We start from the raw sequence: 21568 nt of genomic DNA on the forward strand, positions 1-21568 counted from the left end.
ATTTGTATAAACATTTCCTTAACATGAAAAAGATTGTTTTATTCTGTTTATTGTTATTTCAGTTTGCTGGTTGTGAAAATATAGAAGATTGCCCCGATGTAGGCATTCCTCCTTATGCTAGGTTTTACGTTCAGTTTTTAGACGTAAATACTCAAGAAGATGTTTTTGAAAGCGGTAGATTTCTTTCAGAAGAAATAGAAATTTTAAAAAACAACAGTAACCAAGAAGTTAGTTTTCATTTTTTTACAGAACAAAATCATCTTGAAATTATAGTAGATGATACAAGTACTGATGGACAAGCTTATACAATTTTATTAAAAAACTCACAATCTGGTGAAATAAAAGAAATTGTTGTTTATTTCGATGTAAAAACAGTAGAAAAAAGATGTTATACTAATTATTATGTAGAAAATGTAGATTTTCCTAACTACCAATATGAAAATGAAAGTTATAGTTTTAAAGTAAAAATTTAAAATCATATTTTTTCCGAATTCTGACTTCTAAATTCTAAATTTTAAAAGTATCTTTGCGCCACACAACAACACAACACAAAAAAATGAGTTCAGATACTAGTAAAAGGTATAATCTACGGGGTGTTTCCGCTTCTAAAGAAGATGTGCATCAAGCCATAAAAAATATCGACAAAGGACTTTTTCCTAAAGCATTTTGTAAAATTATTCCCGATTATTTAACCAATGACAACGCCTATTGCATCATTATGCACGCAGATGGTGCCGGTACAAAATCTTCATTAGCCTATTTATATTGGAAAGAAACTGGTGATTTATCGGTTTGGAAAGGCATTGCGCAAGATGCACTTATTATGAATATTGACGACTTACTTTGTGTAGGCGCTACCGATAATATCTTGTTGTCGTCAACTATTGGACGAAATAAAAATCTCATTCCTGCCGAAGTTATTTCTGCTATAATTAATGGTACTGAAGAGCTTATTGAAGAATTGAAACAATTTGGAATTACCATTCATTCTACAGGTGGCGAAACTGCCGATGTGGGCGATTTAGTGCGTACAATAATTGTTGATTCTACCGTGACTGCCCGATTGAAACGTAGCCGTGTGATAGATAATGCTAATATTCAAGCAGGCGATGTTATTGTTGGTTTGGCTTCATTTGGTCAAGCAACTTATGAAAAAGAGTACAACGGTGGCATGGGCAGTAACGGATTAACATCGGCACGTCATGATGTGTTTGCAAATTATTTAGCTCAAAAATATCCAGAAAGTTTTGATGCAGCTGTACCAAATGATTTGGTTTACTCTGGTAAAATTAATTTAACCGATGCCGTAGAAAATTCGCCTATTGATGCTGGTAAATTAGTGCTTTCGCCTACTCGTACTTATGCACCGGTTATCAAAAAAGTTTTAGAAAAATATAATTCTAAAGATATACATGGTATGGTGCATTGTAGTGGTGGTGCACAAACTAAAGTGTTACATTTTGTTGATAATCTTCATATTATCAAAAATAATATGTTTTCTGTTCCACCGTTATTTAAGTTAATTCAACAACAATCTAAAACCGATTGGAAAGAAATGTATCAGGTTTTTAATTGTGGACATCGAATGGAATTGTATGTTAATGAGGCTATTACTCAAGATATTATTTCTATTTCGAAATCATTTAATATTGAAGCTCAAATTGTAGGTAGAGTAGAAGCTGCTTCTACAAAAAAACTAACTATTTCTTCAGAATACGGAAAATTTGAATATTAAAACAGTGTTTCTAGATTCAAGTATTTTATTTTGAATAAAAAATTTATAAACTTGAAACTTGAAACAAATAAAAACAACAACAAACAACAACAATGCAACACAACGTATTAATTTTAGATTTTGGTTCGCAATACACGCAATTAATTGCCCGTAGAGTAAGAGAACTAAATATTTTCTGCGAAATTTATCCCTACAACAATCCACCATCAGATTTATCAACTTTCAAGGCAGTAATCTTATCGGGTAGTCCTTTTTCAGTAAGAGCTCAAGATGCTCCTCATCCCGATTTATCACAAATTAGAGGTAAATTGCCTTTACTTGCTGTATGTTATGGTGCGCAATATTTAGCCCATTTTTCTGGTGGCGAAGTTGCTCCATCAAATATACGTGAATACGGAAGAGCCAATTTGTCATTTATTAAAAATGATGATATTTTCTTCGAAAAAATTTCAGCTGGAAGTCAGGTTTGGATGAGCCATTCCGATACAATAAAAACATTACCAACAAATGGAATTCGATTGGCAAGCACCAAAGATGTTGAAAATGCAGCCTATCGAATTGATGGCGAAACAACTTATGCTATTCAATTTCATCCAGAAGTATATCATTCAACAGATGGTAAGCAAATGTTAGAAAACTTTTTGGTGAAAATAGCAGAAGTGCCACAAAACTTTACGCCAAATGCTTTTGTTGAAGATATTGTTTCCGAATTACAAGGAAAACTAGGCAATGATAAAGTGGTTTTAGGACTTTCGGGCGGAGTAGATTCAACCGTTGCGGCAGTATTATTGAATAAAGCGATTGGAAAAAATTTATATTGTATTTTCGTAAATAATGGCTTATTACGCAAAAATGAATTCGAAAATGTTTTGCATCAATACAAAGATATGGGCTTAAATGTAAAAGGCGTTGATGCTTCGGCACGCTTTTTGAACGCTCTTGCAGGAATTGATGAGCCTGAAGCAAAACGTAAGGCAATTGGTAGGGTTTTTATTGAAGTTTTTGATGATGAAGCCCACTTGATAGAAGATGTGAAATGGTTGGCGCAAGGTACAATTTATCCTGATGTTATTGAATCCGTTTCAGCCACTGGTGGACCTTCGGCAACAATTAAGTCACATCATAATGTAGGTGGTTTGCCCGATTTTATGAAATTAAAAGTGGTTGAACCATTGCGTATGTTGTTTAAAGATGAAGTAAGACGCGTAGGTAAAACATTAGGAATAGATGAAGAATTATTGGGTCGTCATCCCTTTCCAGGGCCAGGTTTAGCCATTCGAATTTTAGGTGATATTACGCCAGAAAAAGTCCGTATATTGCAAGAAGTTGACGCTATATTTATAAACGGATTAAAAGCAAATGGATTGTACAACCGGGTATGGCAAGCAGGAGCAATTTTACTGCCTGTTAATAGTGTGGGTGTAATGGGCGATGAACGTACTTACGAAAAAGTTGTAGCTTTGCGTGCTGTTGAATCCACAGATGGTATGACGGCAGATTGGGTACATTTGCCTTATGAGTTTTTGATGAAAGTGTCAAACGAAATAATAAATAAAGTAAAAGGTGTAAATAGAGTAGTGTACGACATTAGCTCAAAACCACCCGCTACTATTGAATGGGAATAATATTTTAATTGTATGAAAATTTTTAGAATTGTTTTTTTAGTAGTTTTATTTCAGTCGTGTTTTGCTAAAACATTTCAGCAAGAACCGTATTTAAAACACACGGTTAGTAAAGGCGAAACGGTTTTTTCGCTAGCGAAACAGTTTCAGGTAACACCTTTCGATATTTATCGTTTAAATCCAGATGCAAAAGAAGGATTAAAAGAAAACACAGTTTTATTAATTCCTACAAAAAAAACAATTAATTCGGTTTCCGAAAATTCATCTCAACCAATAACGCACAAAGTTTTAGCAAAAGAAACTCTTTTTAGTTTAGCCAAACAATACAATGTTTCCGTAGCCGATTTAGAAGAATGGAACCCAACTGTAAAAGAGAAAGGCTTACAAGAAGGACAAGAAATTGTTGTTTCCAAAAAAGAAACTTCAAATTCGGTGTTAAAAGATGTAGAAGCAGTTACCGAGGTAAAAACCACTACTTCAACTTATACACATATTGTACAACCACAGGAAACTTTGTACGGATTAACACGACAATATAATATTTCCGAAAAAGATCTTCTAGATGCAAACCCGCAATTAAAAGAAGGTTTAAAAGTGGGCGATACTATAAAAATTAAACAAATTTTAACCACAACAACTTCCGAAGTAAACGGAACAGAAAATACGTATATAGTTAAACCGCAGGAAACCATATATGGTATTTCTAAACAATTTTCTATTTCCGAAGAAGAATTAATCCGTTTAAATCCAGCATTAAAAGATGGTCTAAAAGACGGAATGGTATTAATATTGCCAAAAGCCTACACATCTGATTTTAAATTTAAACCAAAAGCAAATTTGGTGCAATCGTTAGATTTAAATACCAAAAAAGAAGTTGTACTATTATTACCTTTTAATTTATCCAAAATTGCAACCGATTCTACTAATTCTAAACGCGATTACTTAAAAAAAAGTAAGCTGTTGAATGTAGCGTTAGATTTTTATTCTGGAGCAAAAATTGCCATCGACTCGGCTCGAAAAATAGGATTACCCGTTGCTGTAAAAATAATTAATGTAGAAAGTGGCAAAAACAGCTCTAATATTGCCGAAATAATTAGAAATCATAATTTTTCTAATACATCTGCAGTTATTGGTCCGTTTATGAATTCTCATGTAGAAACTACCGCTTTACTTTTAAAAGAGCAAAATATACCAGTAATTTCGCCATTGTCTAAAGAATTAAGCAAACCTATAAGCAACTTGTATAACGCTGTTCCTACAGAAGATAATTTAATTTCTGGATTTATAAACTACATGAACAGTAAAAATGGTAATATAGTTGCCATAATAAGTGCTAAAAAAGAATCATCAAGAGCAAAGCTTCAAAAATTTCCAGAAGTGAAGTTTGTACAACCCAATGAAAAAGGATATTACAATACAGAAGCTATTAAAGCGCAATTAGTAAAAGGTAAAAAGAATTTTGTAATACTTGAATCCGAAAGAGCTTCACAAATTATGAGTACCGTTTCTAGTTTAATGGGCTTAAAAGCTACATACGATATTCAATTGGCTACATTAGAAGTAAACGAAACTTACAATTTTGAAGAAATTAAAATGCAAAACTTAACCAAATTACAATTGTTATATCCTTCTATTACACGCGAACCCACAACAATGGCAGAAAAAGTAGTAATTAGAAAACTACGAGATGAAAACGAAGCATCACCTAATAACTATGTTTTAAAAGGTTTCGATGTTACTTTTGATACACTTTTAAGGGTTTGCCAACCCGAAGGTTTTGCAACTACTACACAAGAGTTTGCAACCGAAGGTGCAGTAAACGGCTTTCACTATGTTATTCAAGATGGAGTTACTATAAATAATCAAATTTATATTCAATATTTCGATACCGATTATACCATAAAAACAGCAGAATAATGGCAACATCTAAAGTAACTTATTTAGGAAATCTACGCACAAGTGCTGTACACTTAAAATCGAATTCCGAAATTATAACCGATGCTCCGCTTGATAATAATGGAAAAGGAGAAGCCTTTTCGCCAACCGATACCGTTGCCACAGCACTAGCAAGTTGTATGTTTACCATTATGGGAATTAAAGCGCGCGATATGGAAGTTGATATTACAAATGCAACTGCAGCAGTAACCAAAATTATGGGAACAGAACCACGTAGCATTACCGAAATTCATATTGTTTTTACAATGAACAAAACAGTTGACGACAAAACTAAAACCATATTAGAACGAGCCGCATTAACGTGCCCTGTTTGGTTTAGTCTTCATCCCGATATCAAAAAAAAGGTTCAGTTTGTTTGGTAGTGATAAAAAAACCGAATTTAAAATCTGATATGTAAATTATTTTTGATGTTTCGTTTGTCATAGAATTTTCTTATTTAAAAACGAATAAACTAATAAAGAAAAAGGGATAAAAAACACATATTTTACTACTAATTTATAAACATATATGTATTTAATAGAACTATGAAAACATTAATATATACAATAGAAATAAAAGCAAATAAAGATAAGGTTTGGCAATCGCTTTGGGAAAAAGAAAACTATACCATTTGGACAGCGCCTTTTACACCTGGTTGCTATTACGAAACAACATCTTTTTCCGAAGGGAATGAAATACGATTTCTTGCTTCAAACGGCGATGGAATGATAAGCAAAATTGTAAAATTACAACCTCAAGAACATATTGCTTTTGAGCATCTTTCAATGTTAGAAAATGGCACAATAAGTTCTTTGAACACAAATGAAGATTCACATGTTTATATCGAATCTTATACGCTACAAGAAAACGAAAACTCAGTAACCTTAATAGTAAAGGTTGATACTCTAGAGCCGTGGGAAGAAACAATGAATAATTCGTTTCCAAAAGCATTACAAATAGTAAAAGAATTGTCGGAATAAAAATTTAAGTAAAAATCGTGTCATAAAAACGCTATAATAATCAGATATGATAATTAAGTTAATAATAAATCAATACGTTTCTTATAGTTAAATGATTAATTTAATTGCGATGATGTTTTAAAATGAACACCTCACAACAAGAACTTATAAAACTAGCCCATACCAAAATGCCTTTCGGAAAATACGAAGGGCGTTTTCTTATCGACTTACCCGAACATTACTTAGTTTGGTACAAGCAAAAAGGATTTCCTAAAGGAAAATTAGGCGAACAACTACAACTAATTTACGAACTAAAATTAAACGGATTAGAAGATTTACTTAGAAACATTAGAAAGTTTTAAACCACTATTTACGTGTAAAAGTTTTTAATTTTAAATCTTAAAATTGGTACATTTTCAAATTGGCACATTAACTAATTAATCCTATCTTTGCCAAGTTTTTTAGACAACAACAACACAACACAACAACAAAATGAACCAAACCAAGTACATATTTGTAACCGGAGGTGTAACCTCGTCTTTAGGTAAAGGAATTATAGCCGCATCGTTAGCAAAATTGTTGCAAGCACGAGGCTATCGTACTACAATTCAAAAATTTGACCCTTATATCAATGTCGATCCTGGAACATTAAATCCATACGAACACGGCGAATGTTACGTAACAGACGATGGCGCCGAAACCGATTTAGACTTAGGTCATTACGAACGTTTTTTAAATGTACCAACTTCGCAAGCAAATAATGTAACCACAGGTCGTGTTTATTTATCGGTAATTGAAAAAGAAAGAAGAGGCGAATTTTTAGGTAAAACGGTTCAGGTTGTACCTCATATTACAAACGAAATTAAAGAACGTATGCAATTGCTCGGTCAATCGGGCGATTACGATATTGTAATTACCGAAATTGGCGGCACCGTAGGCGATATAGAATCGTTACCTTACATAGAATCGGTGCGTCAATTACTTTGGGAATTAGGCGATGAAAACGGAATTGTAATTCATCTTACTTTAGTGCCGTATTTAGCTGCCGCAGGCGAATTAAAAACAAAACCAACACAACATTCGGTTAAAACCTTAATGGAAAGCGGTATAAAAGCCGATATTTTAGTTTGTAGAACCGAACATGAACTATCAGACGAGTTACGCCAAAAGCTAGCCTTGTTTTGCAATGTTAAAAAAGAAGCCGTAATACAATCTATAGATGCTTCTACCATTTACGATGTACCTAATTTAATGCTCGAGGAAGGACTAGATAAAGTAGCTCTTCAAAAATTAGGTTTATCTGAAAAACAAAATCCCGATTTGGTGCAGTGGAATGAGTTTTTACATAAACTAAAAAATCCAAAGCATGAAGTAAATATTGGTTTGGTAGGAAAGTATGTAGAATTGCAAGATTCGTATAAATCTATATTAGAAGCATTTATTCATGCTGGTGCTGCCAACGAAACAAAAGTAAATGTCATTTCAGTCCATTCAGAATACTTAGATGACAATTCGGCAGAAAAACAACTCAAAGCGTTAGATGGCATACTTGTTGCCCCTGGATTTGGAAGTCGAGGTATAGAAGGTAAAATAGCAACTATTAAATATGCTCGCGAACAGAATATTCCGTTTTTAGGAATTTGTTTAGGAATGCAAATGGCAGTTATCGAATTTGCTCGAAATGTTCTCGGTTATAAAAATGCCAATTCTACCGAAATGGACGAAACCACACCTTATCCTGTTATCAATTTAATGGAAGAGCAAAAAAATATCGAAAACAAAGGTGGAACAATGCGTTTAGGCGCGTGGAAATGTCATTTACACGAAAATACATTGGCGCAAAAAATATACGGAAAATCCCATATTTTAGAACGGCATCGTCATCGTTATGAATTTAATGGTAAATATTTAAACGAATTAGAAACCGCAGGTTTAAAAGCATCGGGTAATAATCCTGATACAGGTTTAGTAGAAGTGGTAGAAATTGAAAACCATCCGTTTTTTATAGGTGTTCAATACCATCCCGAATATAAAAGTACAGTAGCCAACCCACACCCACTTTTTGTAAGTTTGGTTAATGCAGCTGTAAAACATAAAAATAAATAAATTGTTTTGTTGAGTTTTAAAATTAACGTTTAAACATTCAACTCTTAAACATTTAACGCAAACATAAATGGAAGAAAAAAAAGTAGATTTTAAATCAATTATCGGATTTGTATTAATTTCAGGTGTTTTAATGTGGATGATGTATTCGAATCAACCCACAAAAGAAGAATTAGAAGCACAACAAAAAGCCAAACAAGAACAAGTTGAACAAACAAAACAACAAAACAATGTAACCACAAATGAAAATGTAGTTGTAGCTTCAACAAACGATTCCTTAAGTCAATTAAAAGCACAGCAAGCACTAGGCGCTTTTGCATATTCAACAACTTTACCATCGGCAAAAAACGATATTACCGAAATTAAAAACGAAGTTTTGTCGCTTAAAGTATCTAATAAAGGCGGCTATATTACCGAGGCTACAGTTTTAGGTTTTGAACGATTTGAAAAAAACTCTGGGCAATTGGTACAACTTATTAAAGATAATAATGCCAATTTCGACATTACACTAAATACTACAGATAATAGAACCTTACACACAAAAGATTTGTTTTTTGAACCTACAGTAACCAAAGAAGGCGATAATCAAGTAGTAACAATGCGTTTAAAAGCTGGGCAAAACCAATTTTTAGAGTATCGTTATGTGTTAAAACCAAACGAATATATGCTCGATTTTGCTATTCGTTCGCAAGGTTTAGAAAATGTAGTAAACACTTCGCAACCGTTAAATTTAGAATGGCAATTAAAAACCTACAGAAACGAAAAAAGTATTTCGTACGAAAACCGTTACACCGAGCTATTATTTGAATACGAAGATGGAAAAGACGACTATCTTAATGCTCAAAAGAAAGAAGCCGAAACAACAGCCGAAAGCGTTACTTGGGTAGCTTTTAAACAACATCATTTTACATCAATTTTATTAACCGATACACCGTTTAAAGAAGCAAAATTAAAATCGGAAAATTTAGTAGATAATGAAGATATAGATACTGTTTATACTAAAAATTTTACTGCAAACTTGCCTTTAGCCTTTAAAAATGGTGCTGTAAATTATGATATGAACTGGTATTATGGACCAGCTAAGTATGAAATTTTAAACGATTATAAAAGAAATTTAGATGAAGTAATGCCACTAGGTTGGGGAATTTTCGGTTGGATTAACCGTTACTTATTTATCCCTATTTTCGGGTTTATTTCAAGTTTTATGCCATATGGTATTGCTATTATTGTGTTTACTATTTTGGTTCGCATTGCCATGTCGCCAATTACTTATAAGTCGTACTTATCGCAAGCGAAAATGAAAGTTATTCGCCCAGAAATTCAAGAAATTAACGAAAAGTACAAAGATAATGCTATGAAAAAACAACAAGAAACTATGAAGTTGTATTCTAAAGCAGGTGTAAACCCAATGGCAGGTTGTATTCCGGCGCTTATGCAAATTCCTATTTTCTATGCGTTGTTTCAGTTCTTCCCATCAATGTTCGATTTACGCCAAAAAAGTTTCCTTTGGGCAGACGACTTATCGTCATACGATGCTATATTTCAATTACCATTTAGAATTCCATTTTATGGCGATCACGTAAGCTTGTTTCCAATATTAGCTTCGGTCGCTATTTTCTTCTATATGAGAATGACAACTGGCGACCAACAAATGGCACAACCACCACAAGACGGAATGCCCGATATGGGTAAAATAATGAAAGCAATGCTTTATATTTCACCTATAATGATGTTGTTTTTCTTCAATAATTATGCTTCTGGTTTATCGTTATATTATTTTGTTTCCAATTTAATTACCATCGGAATTATGTATGTAATTAAATACAGAATTATAGACAACGACAAGCTTCATGCTCAAATTCAAGAAAATAAAACAAAAGAAAAAAAAGAAAGTAAATTTCAACGAAAAATGCGCGAAATGATGGAACAAGCCGAAGCGCAGCAAAAAAACAAAAAGTAAATTGTGCTCTTGTTTTAAACGGGGTTTAAAATCTTAAGATACTCTAATTAACAATTCTAATCTATTTTAGGCAAGATTTTTGCCACAATAGCGTTATTAGAAAAACTTTAATATGAAAGCAATAGTTATTTTTTTCTTCTGCTCTTGGAGTCTTTTAGCTCAAGAAATTAACCAAGTAGATGCTAATGGACACCGCCATGGTTTATGGAAAGGTTATTATAAAGAATCGAAAAGATTGCGTTATGAAGGCAATTTTAATCACGGTGTAGAAACAGGTGTTTTTAAATATTACGACGATACAAAAGCGAGTACTATTATTGCCACACGCGATTTTTCGGTTGGAAATGGTATGTGTTATACCGTTTTTTTCGACCAAAAAAAGTTTAAAGTAAGCGAAGGTAATTTGGTTAACAAAATGCCAGAAGGAACTTGGAAATACTATCATTATCAAAGTACGAATATCATGTCGATAGAAAACTATAAAAACGGCATACTCGATGGCGAAAAAATAGTATATTATAAAAACGGACAAATCGCCGAAAAAACATTTTATAAAAACGGATTACGTAACGGAAAATACTATCGCTTTGGCGAAAACGGAAATCCTATAGAAGAATCAGAATATAAAAATGGCGAATTAAACGGTGCAATTACTTATTACGATAAAGAAGGAAAGGTTTTAATAAAAGGAACCTATAAAAACGATATAAAAATAGGCATGTGGGAAACCTACGAAAACGGGAAATTACTAAAAACCGAAAGTGCCGAAGTGTTTTCTGGAAAATCATTTACGCTAGATAATCCGAACGAATTGCGATATATAGAAGATAAATCAAAAAAATGAAACGAGTTGTAGTAGGACTTTCTGGTGGTGTAGATTCTAGTGTTGCTGCCTATTTATTAAAAGAGCAAGGTTACGAAGTAATTGGTCTTTTTATGAAAAATTGGCACGACGATTCGGTAACCATTTCCGACGAATGCCCGTGGTTAGAAGATAGTAACGATGCGCTTTTAGTTGCCGAAAAGCTTGGTATTCCTTTTCAAACTGTCGATTTATCAGAACAATACAAAGAACGTATTGTTGACTATATGTTCAACGAATACGAACAAGGTCGCACGCCAAACCCAGACGTGTTGTGCAATCGCGAAATTAAGTTCGATGTTTTTATGAAAATTGCCTTATCGCTAGGTGCCGATTTTGTAGCAACGGGTCATTATTGCCGAAAAGGAACCATTGAAAAAAGTGAAAAAGAAATTTATCAATTATTAGCAGGAAAAGATGGTAATAAAGACCAATCGTATTTTTTATGCCAATTATCGCAGGAGCAATTAGCAAAAGCACTTTTCCCTATTGGCGAATTAACCAAACCCGAAGTTCGAGAAATTGCCGCAAAACTCAATTTAATTACCGCCGAAAAAAAAGATTCGCAAGGTTTGTGTTTTATTGGCAAAGTACGTTTACCCGATTTTTTACAGCAAAAATTGCAACCCAAAGAAGGCATTATTATTGATATTCCTGCAAATGCTAAAGTTTTTAACGAAACAACACCCGATTTTTCTTCTAAAGAAGAAGCGTTAGCTTATTTTTCGCAACGTAAAAATTATACCGAAACAACAGGTAGAGTAGTAGGCAAACACCAAGGCGCACATTATTTTACAAAAGGACAACGTAAAGGTTTAAACGTAGGTGGTACAAAAGAAGGTTTGTATGTTATTGAAACCGATGTGGATAAAAACATTATTTACACAGGAGAAGGCAATATGCACCCAGGCTTGTTTAAAAAAGTATTGTTTGTAAAACAGGATGAAGTACACTGGATTCGTGAAGATTTAACCTTACAACCTGGCGAAACTTTAGATGTAATGGCGCGTATTCGCTACCGGCAACCTTTACAAAAAGCAACTTTACACCAAGTTAAAAATGGTTTATATGTAGAATTCGAAGAGCCACAATCGGCCATAACCGAAGGGCAATTTGTGGCTTGGCACATTGGTAATGAAGTGTTAGGAAGTGGAGTTATTTCTTAAAAATACTTGAAGTTTATATAAAAATACATTGAAATCAATACTCAAATAAAGTCAATCCTAAATTAGTAGTTCTGTGATGTTTTTTAGTACTGTTTTTATCAAGGTTTAAATAATGGTCGATATCAACCATTTCGGCTTTATTATCAAAAAAATATTTAATATAGGTTTCAGATTTAAAGTATTCATTTTCAACACCTGTCATACTTGGTCGTAGATATAGTTTTTGATTGTCATCCAATAATTTACTATCTTTTTCAAATCCTATAATTTCAAAACCAATAACAATTCCTTTTTTATTAATAGTTACTTGATTCTCTTCGGGTAGTTTATGTTCTACTAAAAACCACTTTCCGCGCTGTATTTTTATTGGTTCACTCGTATATACACAATTTAAATTAGCATTGTCTTGAATTTCAAAAATATTAATACGTATAATTCCTACTATAGTCTTATCTAATTTGTCTCCAAATGCTTTATCAAATGGAAGTTTTATTTTTTCTAAAGTAAACTTTTTCTCTTTATCTTTTGGGGTTAAAAATGTCAGTAAATAACTACTTGGAGATATAGGAAACGAACTAAAATCTTTTGTTTTTTTTGAAGGAGACGGTTTTATAGTAATAGTATCTTTTTTATTTGAAATAACTATTTCTTCTAAAAAGGTTGTTTTAGGAGTAAGGAAAATAGTATCATTTTCTATTTTTTTTAGAGTTTTTGTGTTATAGCTTAAATGAAAAATTTCAATACTATCAAAAACTTCGTTTGGTAAAGTAAACGTACCATTACTCTCTGTATAAAATCCAGTTGAATTGTATTTTATCCCAACATATGGAATGGGTTCTTTGGTTAAAGAATCAACTACAATTTTAGTTTGAGAGTAACAAACAGAGGTTATAATGCAAATAAAAAAAATGATTAATCTCATAATTGTTTTAAAAATAGTAATTAAAAATAATTTTAAAAGTTAAAGATTGTTAAAAATAAGCTACAGTTTAAATAACGTTTAAAAATTCCTTGAAATTGAAAATTTACGAACTCATTACGGAAAATAAAACTTGTGCATAAAAAGTTTCCTTTCTTTTGATTTGTTTCTTTTGACAAGCAAAGACTCGAGGCAATAACGAACATAGCGAAGCTAAAATGAATAATAAAAATAAAGTGTAAAGTACTGAAAATGAAAAATACACTTTTAAATATTGAGTAAAATTATATCGAACTCACGTTATTTAACAATTAATTGATTTTTACAATATAAATCTCTTTTTTGTATATTTGAAATAAAAAACTATGCGTTTATCTTTACTTATACTATGTTTTGTTTTGTCGGTGGCAAATGTATACTCTCAAGAAGATGCTTGGGTATATTTTACCGATAAACCTGATGCTGCTTACTATTTGGCTAATCCATTGCAAATGCTTACACAACGTGCATTAGATAGAAGAACAGCCCAAGGAATTGCTTTAAACGACACCGATGTTCCTGTTTCAACTTCGTATATCAGTCAAGTTGCCGCTGCAACGGGTATTACCATTATGGCAAAATCAAAATGGATGAATTGTGTACACGTTCGTGGCAGCCAAACCGATATACAGGCTTTAACAAACTTATCGTTTGTGCAAAGTATTACCTTTGCAAATCATTCGTTAAATGCGAGAATGGCAGGAACACAATCGACAACTAAAAACCAATTTTTAACGAATAAGTTCGATGTTGAAGTAAATTATAATTACGGAAATTCGGCAAATCAAATTGAAATGCTAAACGGGCATCTATTACATCAGCAAGATTATACCGGACAAGGAAAAATTATCGCTGTGCTCGATTCGGGTTTTATAGGTGTTGATACGGCAACTCCGTTTCAAAATTTACAAACTAACAATCAAATATTAGGAGGTTACAATTTCCCAGATAACAACACAAATTATTACACACGACATAACCACGGAACTATGGTGCTTTCGACTATGGGTGGTTTTGCTGATGGTCAATTAATAGGTACAGCGCCCAATGCACACTATTATTTGTTTATAACGGAAGATGTTAATTCTGAAAATCCTGTAGAAGAAAGTTATTGGGTAGCAGGCGCAGAACTTGCCGATTATTATGGGGTTGATGTAATTAATTCCTCTTTAGGTTACGGTGAGTACGATAATCCTACTTATTCTTACACTTATGCTATGCGAAACGGCCAAATAGGTTTTGCTTCTCGTGGCGCATCAATGGCATTTGAAAAAGGAATTGTTTGTGTTATAAGTGCTGGGAACGAAGGGAATTCAAGCGAACCGCACATAGGAATTCCTGCCGATGCCGAAAATATTTTAACAGTTGGTGCGGTAAATAGTACCGAAGCAATTGCCTCATTTAGTTCGATAGGTAATACAGCCGATGGTAGAGTTAAACCCGATGTTTGCGCTAAAGGGGTTTCGGCAACGGTAAGCACTACAACAGGTACAATTGCAACTGCAAGTGGTACTTCATTTTCAAGCCCAATTTTAGCTGGAATGGTAACCAGTTTCTGGTCGGCTGTACCAAACTTAACTGCAGCACAAGTCATACAATACATTAAACAATCTGCAGATCAATTCTCAAATCCAGATATATACAAAGGCTACGGTGTGCCCGATTTTCAGGCAGCTCTTGTACTAAGTGGTAAACAATTTGAAAACAGTACTTTTTCCGCTTATCCTAATCCCGTAGCTGATAAATTATTTTTTACTATTGACAAAAAAACTAAAGGCAATATTACTTTTTATAACCAATTAGGACAAAGTGTTTTACAACGTGCTATTTCATTTGATAATAATTCAGTTGATGTTTCTGCACTTCAATCGGGTGTTTATTTTTATGATTTTTCTTCGAATAGTAGTAACTTGCAAGGAAAATTTATGAAGCAATAAATGAATAAAATAACACAACTTTTCAGTATTAAATATCCAATTATTCAAGGTGGAATGATTTGGAATAGTGGTTACAAATTAGCAAGTGCTGTTAGCAACGCTGGTGGATTAGGGCTAATAGGCGCTGGTTCTATGTATCCAGAAGTATTTCGCGAACATATTCAAAAATGTAAAAAAGCAACCGATAAACCTTTTGGTGTAAATGTTCCAATGCTGTATCCTAATATTGAAGAATTAATGCAGATTATTGTAGAAGAAGATGTGAAGATTGTGTTTACTTCTGCTGGAAATCCAAAAACTTGGACATCTTTTCTAAAAGAAAAAGGCATTACAGTTGTACACGTTGTAAGCAGTACAAAATTTGCATTGAAAGCACAAGAAGCTGGCGTTGATGCCATTGTTGCTGAAGGTTTTGAAGCTGGCGGTCATAATGGTCGCGATGAAACTACAACCTTGACATTAATTCCAATGGTAAAAGAAAAAATTACAATTCCGATTATTGCTGCAGGTGGTATTGCAACAGGAAGAGGAATGTTAGCCGCATTGACTTTAGGTGCTGATGGTGTACAAATGGGCAGTCGTTTTGCAGCCACTTTCGAGTCGAGTGCACATGAAAATTTTAAACAAACCATTGTAAATACAGCCGAAGGCGATACGATGCTTACTTTAAAAGAATTAGCTCCGGTACGCTTAATTAAAAATAAATTTTATAACGATGTGCAACAAGTTTATGCTAATTGTGGCACGGTTGATGATTTAAAAAATGTATTAGGCAGAGCTCGCGCTAAAAAAGGTATGTTTGAAGGCGATTTAGAAGAAGGTGAATTAGAAATTGGTCAGGTAGCAGGTTTAATTTATGAAATTATTTCTGTTAATACTGTTTTTCAAAATATTCTAGCCGAATTTCAAACTGCCAAAAAAGAAGTTACTACTTTTGAATTTTAATTTATTAAAATGAAACGTATAAAATTATTTATAGCATTATTTTTCCTAATTTCTATAGGAATTCAAGCACAATCTTTTAAGTTTAAAACTACTTCGCTTACAGTTTTAGAACGTGAAGGAAAATATAACAAATGGGGAAAATGGTCTGAACCGCTAAACACACAACTGTATGTAAATTTAGATTTTGATAAAAATAAAATTGTTGTGTATTCTAGAGAAATTCAACACTATCGCATTTTAGAAATTTTACCTAAACAAGTAACCAAAACAGATGAAATTAACTCGTATATCTGTAAGAATCAATTTGGAGAAGCTTGTAGAGTTTCATTTATGGTAAGAAAAAATGAAAAAAATAAAACACAGGTTTATATTTACTTTAAAGACATTGTGTTTTGCTACGATATTGAAGAAGTAACAGAGTAATTATTTAGTATGAAAAACCTTTTTTTTTCGTTATTAGCGCTTCCTTTTTTTATAAATGCTCAAAATAAACCAAAATTAGTTGTTGGTATTGTAGTCGATCAAATGAAAATGGAATATCTATACCGATTTTCTGATGATTTTTCTAACAACGGTTTTAAACGATTGATGGATAATGGCTACACCTTTCATAATACGCATTACAATTACATGCCTACTTTTACAGCTCCTGGTCATGCCTCTATTTTTACAGGAACAACGCCTGCTCTACATGGTATTGTAGGTAATGAGTGGTATAATAAAGCTACAGGTAAAGAAATGTATTGTACTGATGATGATGCAGTTTTTACATTGGGTAATGGTACTGAAAATGAAGGAAAAATGTCGCCGCGAAACCTTCAAAGTTCAACCATAACAGATGAGCTAAAATTGGCTACTAATTTTAAAGGTAAAGTTATCGGGATTAGCATTAAAGATCGTGGTGCAATATTACCAGCAGGACATTTTGCTGATTGGGCATTTTGGTATAGCAAAACGGGAAGTTTTATTTCAAGTACATATTATGGTGAAAATTTACCCAATTGGGCACAACAATTTAACGATGAAAAACATTACGAAAAATATGCTAATCAAACTTGGAATTTATTAAAATCGAAAGAAACATATAATGAAAGTTTAAACGATAATAATCCGTATGAAAGTAAAATGTTTAAAAAACAGCCTTTCTTTCCTTACAATTTAAAAGAAGCTTACGAAAATAACGATGCTGGAATATTACGAGTAACGCCTTTTGGTAATAATTTAGTGGCTGATTTTGCAAAAACTGCGATTGATAATGAACAATTAGGAGCTGATGACATAACCGATTTTTTAACCGTAAGTTTTTCTTCAACAGATTATATCGGTCATGCTCTCGGTCCACGTTCAATCGAATTGCAAGACACGTATTTGCGTTTAGATGAAACATTGGCTGATTTATTAATTTATTTAGATAAAAAAGTAGGTAAAGGTAATTATTTGGTTTTTTTAACAGCCGATCATGCTGGTGCTGAAAATGTTACCTATTTAAAAGACAATAAATATGATGTTGATAATATTATTGGAAAAAATTTCGACAACAGTTTACGTCAGTTTTCAGAAGCTAAATTTGGCGTTGATGTAGTAGTAAATAATTCTAATTTTAATTTGTTTTTAGATAAACAAAAAATTGCTGAAAATAATTTGAATTACGATGCTGTTATTTCAGAATTTAAAACTTTTTTATACAGCCAAAAATTCATTAAACGGGTATATTCTGAAAAAGAAATAATTGAAAATGCTAATGCCGATTTTTATTTAAAATATATTTCTCATGGATATGATCCGGTGCAAAATGGTGATTTAGTTTATATTTATAAACCAGGTTATATTGAATATTCAGCTACCGGAACTTCACACGGAACACCATATACTTACGATACTCATGTGCCATTATTATGGTACGGATGGAAAATTCCTAAAGGTGAAAATCATGAAAAACATTATATCACATCAATTGCGCCTACTTTAGCTCAAAAATTAAAAATAACATTTCCGAATAGTACCGAAGCCGAAGTGTTAACTGAAATATTAAAGTAAGGCATTATATTCACGTTTTAAAATTCCATATTTTACGGTATCGGTAAATTCATTATTATAAAAAAAATCTTCAACAAAATGGGCTTCTTTACGGAAGCCATTTTTTTGCAATACTCTTTCAGAAGCTAGATGTCGCGCATCAATAACTGCTTCGATAGAATGAAATTGTAAGGTGTTAAAAGCGTAATTAAGTAAAGTTTTTACAGCTTCAGTTACAAATCCTTTACCCCAATATTCTGGCAAAATCATATAACCCAATTCGGTTCTATAATTTTCAGGTTGCGAACGATAAAAACCCATAATTCCAATACATTTATCACTTTCTTTCAAAGTTACTGCCCAATTAATATCACTATTTTCATCTATTTTATCATTAATTATTTTAATATGCGCTAAAGCATCTTCGATTGATGTAGCCAATGGACGAGGAATGAATTTCATAGTTTCAGAATCACCGCGTAATTTTAAAATTTCAGGAGCATCATTATCGTTCAATTTTCTAAAATTTAATCTTTCTGATGTTAAATTTGGAAACGGAGAAAAGTTTAATTGCAACATATTCTTAATTTACATTTCAAATATAAAAAAAACACCCGATATTTTAATAATACCGAGTGCTTTCGAACTAATCAACTTAATTTATGAAAAAACTATTCCTTACTTTTTATCTTGATTTCTAAATACCAATTTACCATCAAAACTATCGAGTAAAATAATACTATCGGTTGTTATTTTTCCTGATAAAATTTCTTTCGATAATTCATTTAAAACCTCACGTTGTACTACACGTTTTACAGGTCGTGCACCAAATTCTGGATCGTAACCTTTTTTAGCTAAATAATCTATAGCTTCTGGTGTGGCATCAAGCGTAATGTGTTGGGCGCTTAACATTTTGCTTACACTTTTTAATTGTAATTTTACAATTTGGCTAATATTATCTTGTGTTAAAGGCGTAAACATTACAATTTCATCAATACGATTGATAAACTCTGGGCGAACGGTTTGTTTCAACATTGCTAAAACTTCCACTTTAGCCGCTTCTGATGCCGCATCAACACTTCCTTTTAAATTTTCAAATTTTTCTTGAATGATATGACTACCCATATTTGATGTCATAATAATAATAGTATTCTTAAAATCAGCCAAACGACCTTTGTTATCAGTCAATCGACCTTCGTCTAACACTTGTAACAAGATATTAAATGTGTCGGGGTGTGCTTTTTCAATTTCATCGAGCAATACTACTGAATAGGGTTTTCTTCTCACGGCTTCAGTTAGTTGTCCGCCTTCATCATACCCAACATATCCTGGAGGTGCACCTACTAATCGGCTCACGCTATGACGTTCTTGATATTCACTCATATCAATACGTGTAATGGCATTATCATCATCAAAAAGATATTCGGCCAAGGCTTTTGCTAACTCAGTTTTTCCAACTCCTGTAGTTCCCAAGAATAAAAACGAACCAATAGGTTTTTTAGCATCTTGTAAACCCGCACGACTACGGCGTACGGCATCACTTATGGCTACAATAGCTTCTTCTTGACCCACTACACGTTTGTGTAATTCGGCTTCTAAGTTTAATAACTTTTCACGTTCGCTTTGTAACATTTTTGTAACTGGAATTCCCGTCCATTTGGCTACAACTTCAGCAATGTCATCATGTGTAACTTCTTCTTTTATTAAAGAATGACCGTGTTGATTTTCTTGTAATTCTTTTTGTAAAGCCTCTAATTTTTCCTGCGCCTCCTTAATTTTACCATAACGCAATTCGGCTACTTTTCCATAATCGCCTTCACGTTCGGCACGTTCGGCTTCGAGTTTAAAATCTTCAATGTTTTGTTTTACATTTTGAATGTTTTCAACCACATCTTTTTCCGATTTCCATTGGGCAAAAATTTCAGCACGTTCTTCTTTTAAATTCGCTAAATCTAAATTCAACGATTTTAATTTTGTTTCGTCTTGTTCACGTTTTATAGCTTCAATTTCAATTTCCAACTGCATTATTTTTCTATCCAAAACATCTAATTCTTCTGGCTTTGAATTAATTTCCATACGCAATTTTGAAGCTGCCTCATCCATTAAATCAATTGCCTTATCGGGAAGAAAACGATTCGTAATATAGCGTTGCGACAATTCTACCGCTGCAATAATTGCATCGTCTTTAATGCGTACTTTATGGTGCGTTTCGTATTTTTCTTTAATACCACGTAAAATTGAAATAGCGCTTTCGGTATCAGGCTCATCTACCATTACTTTTTGAAAACGACGTTCTAAAGCTTTATCTTTTTCAAAATATTTTTGATATTCATCAAGTGTTGTTGCGCCAATTGCTCTTAATTCGCCGCGAGCCAAAGCTGGTTTAAGTATATTGGCAGCGTCCATAGCACCTTCGCCGCCACCAGCGCCTACAAGCGTGTGAATTTCGTCAATAAATAGCACTACTTCGCCATTGCCTGAAGTAACTTCTTTTACTACCGATTTTAAGCGTTCTTCAAATTCCCCTTTGTATTTAGCACCCGCAATAAGTGCACCCATATCTAACGAATAAATAATTTTATCTTTCAAGTTTTCAGGAACATCGCCTGCAATTATACGATGGGCTAAACCTTCGGCAATGGCTGTTTTACCCACACCGGGTTCACCTATTAACATGGGATTATTTTTAGTTCTACGGGTTAAAATTTGTAAAACCCTACGTATTTCTTCATCGCGACCAATTACAGGATCTAACTTTCCGTTTGCTGCTAAATCGTTTAAATTTTTAGCATATTTATTCAACGCATTGTACGTTTCTTCTGCCGATGCTGAGGTTACACGTTCGCCTTTGCGTAATTCTTGAATAGCACTTTCTAAAGCTTTTTCGGTAACACCTTGATCTTTTAAGATTTGTGCAACTTTTGATTTTGACTTAAATATAGCCAATAAAAAATGCTCAATTGAAACAAATTCATCGTTCATTTTTTTAGCAATTGTACTGGCTTCGTTTAATGTATTCCCCGTATCTCGAGATAACATAACATCGCCACCCGAAACTTTTGGAAAACTTTGTAAAGTACTGTCGAGTATTTGTTTAAATAAATCGACATTTACATTCAATTTCTTTAAAAGAAACGGTGTAACATTTTCATCAACTTCTAAAATTCCTTTAAATAAATGTTCATTTTCAATTTGTTGATGGCCTAAAACTTGCGCAATTTGTTGCGCTTGCTGTAGGGCTTCTTGCGATTTGATGGTATAATTTTTAAAATTCATATCTATAATTCTCTTTTCGTGTTGTTTTATTATTTTTGTGTTAGGTATAAGTCAAATTATATTCCAATACTAAAAACCAGACAAAATGACTGAT

General features: G+C 32.9%; 18 protein-coding genes. 15 read left to right on the forward strand and 3 right to left on the reverse strand.

Features of this window, described 5'->3' with window-relative positions; translation table 11 throughout:
- Positions 1-23: 23 nt before the first annotated feature.
- The 11 genes from R2808_RS05465 (at position 24) to mnmA (ending at position 12342) form a co-directional block, all read left to right on the forward strand.
- Positions 24-473: a hypothetical protein gene (locus R2808_RS05465; RefSeq protein WP_371269952.1), complete on the forward strand. Its 450-nt coding sequence runs from the start codon at positions 24-26 to the stop codon at positions 471-473.
- Positions 474-556: 83 nt separating this feature from the next.
- Positions 557-1735, forward strand: a complete 1179-nt coding sequence (locus tag R2808_RS05470) for an AIR synthase related protein (RefSeq protein WP_371269953.1) — start codon at positions 557-559, stop codon at positions 1733-1735.
- A 92-nt stretch (positions 1736-1827) separates the two neighbouring features.
- Complete coding sequence (gene guaA, locus R2808_RS05475) at positions 1828-3360, forward strand: glutamine-hydrolyzing GMP synthase (protein ID WP_371269954.1); 1533 nt, start codon at positions 1828-1830, stop codon at positions 3358-3360.
- Between the two features lie 12 nt (positions 3361-3372).
- On the forward strand, positions 3373-5274 hold the full coding sequence (locus R2808_RS05480) for a LysM peptidoglycan-binding domain-containing protein (protein WP_371269955.1): 1902 nt from the start codon (positions 3373-3375) through the stop codon (positions 5272-5274).
- Positions 5274-5675, forward strand: a complete 402-nt coding sequence (locus R2808_RS05485) for an OsmC family protein (protein WP_371269956.1) — start codon at positions 5274-5276, stop codon at positions 5673-5675. The genes R2808_RS05480 and R2808_RS05485 overlap by 1 nt, the downstream gene beginning before the upstream one ends.
- Before the next feature lie 162 nt (positions 5676-5837).
- On the forward strand, positions 5838-6272 hold the full coding sequence (locus R2808_RS05490; protein ID WP_371269957.1) for a hypothetical protein: 435 nt from the start codon (positions 5838-5840) through the stop codon (positions 6270-6272).
- A 122-nt stretch (positions 6273-6394) separates the two neighbouring features.
- Positions 6395-6613: a DUF3820 family protein gene (locus R2808_RS05495; protein WP_371269958.1), complete on the forward strand. Its 219-nt coding sequence runs from the start codon at positions 6395-6397 to the stop codon at positions 6611-6613.
- A gap of 130 nt (positions 6614-6743) precedes the next feature.
- Positions 6744-8357, forward strand: coding sequence for a CTP synthase (locus R2808_RS05500; protein WP_371269959.1), 1614 nt, complete (start codon positions 6744-6746; stop codon positions 8355-8357).
- Positions 8358-8424: 67 nt separating this feature from the next.
- The gene (gene yidC, locus R2808_RS05505) at positions 8425-10314 is read left to right on the forward strand and encodes a membrane protein insertase YidC (RefSeq protein ID WP_371269960.1); all 1890 of its coding nucleotides are present in this window, start codon (positions 8425-8427) and stop codon (positions 10312-10314) included.
- Positions 10315-10426: 112 nt separating this feature from the next.
- Complete coding sequence (locus tag R2808_RS05510) at positions 10427-11158, forward strand: toxin-antitoxin system YwqK family antitoxin (protein ID WP_371269961.1); 732 nt, start codon at positions 10427-10429, stop codon at positions 11156-11158.
- Positions 11155-12342, forward strand: coding sequence for a tRNA 2-thiouridine(34) synthase MnmA (mnmA, locus tag R2808_RS05515; protein ID WP_371269962.1), 1188 nt, complete (start codon positions 11155-11157; stop codon positions 12340-12342). The genes R2808_RS05510 and mnmA overlap by 4 nt, the downstream gene beginning before the upstream one ends.
- Positions 12343-12376: 34 nt before the next feature.
- On the opposite strand, the gene R2808_RS05520 is transcribed toward mnmA, so the two are convergent.
- Positions 12377-13264: a hypothetical protein gene (locus tag R2808_RS05520; protein ID WP_371269963.1), complete on the reverse strand. Its 888-nt coding sequence runs from the start codon at positions 13262-13264 to the stop codon at positions 12377-12379.
- Positions 13265-13626: 362 nt separating this feature from the next.
- Between R2808_RS05520 and R2808_RS05525 the strand changes: the two genes are divergently transcribed.
- From R2808_RS05525 to pafA, 4 genes are read left to right on the forward strand one after another with little or no spacing between them, the layout of a single operon-like run.
- Positions 13627-15237 (forward strand): S8 family serine peptidase, encoded by a 1611-nt coding sequence (locus R2808_RS05525; RefSeq protein WP_371269964.1) that lies wholly within the window; start codon positions 13627-13629, stop codon positions 15235-15237.
- Positions 15238-16182, forward strand: a complete 945-nt coding sequence (locus tag R2808_RS05530) for an NAD(P)H-dependent flavin oxidoreductase (protein ID WP_371269965.1) — start codon at positions 15238-15240, stop codon at positions 16180-16182.
- A gap of 9 nt (positions 16183-16191) precedes the next feature.
- Complete coding sequence (locus R2808_RS05535; protein WP_371269966.1) at positions 16192-16605, forward strand: hypothetical protein; 414 nt, start codon at positions 16192-16194, stop codon at positions 16603-16605.
- 9 nt (positions 16606-16614) lie between these two features.
- Positions 16615-18219 carry an alkaline phosphatase PafA gene (gene pafA / locus R2808_RS05540; RefSeq protein ID WP_371269967.1) on the forward strand — a complete coding sequence of 535 codons (1605 nt, stop codon included), beginning with the start codon at positions 16615-16617 and terminating at the stop codon, positions 18217-18219.
- Here pafA and R2808_RS05545 read toward each other — a convergent pair.
- Positions 18211-18777 carry a GNAT family N-acetyltransferase gene (locus tag R2808_RS05545; RefSeq protein ID WP_371269968.1) on the reverse strand — a complete coding sequence of 189 codons (567 nt, stop codon included), beginning with the start codon at positions 18775-18777 and terminating at the stop codon, positions 18211-18213. The genes pafA and R2808_RS05545 overlap by 9 nt on opposite strands.
- 99 nt (positions 18778-18876) lie before the next feature.
- Positions 18877-21474 carry an ATP-dependent chaperone ClpB gene (clpB, locus tag R2808_RS05550; RefSeq protein WP_371269969.1) on the reverse strand — a complete coding sequence of 866 codons (2598 nt, stop codon included), beginning with the start codon at positions 21472-21474 and terminating at the stop codon, positions 18877-18879.
- Between the last annotated feature and the right edge of the window lie 94 nt (positions 21475-21568).

Origin of the sequence: Flavobacterium sp., from assembly GCF_041392005.1 — a bacterium.
Lineage (GTDB): Bacteria > Bacteroidota > Bacteroidia > Flavobacteriales > Flavobacteriaceae > Flavobacterium.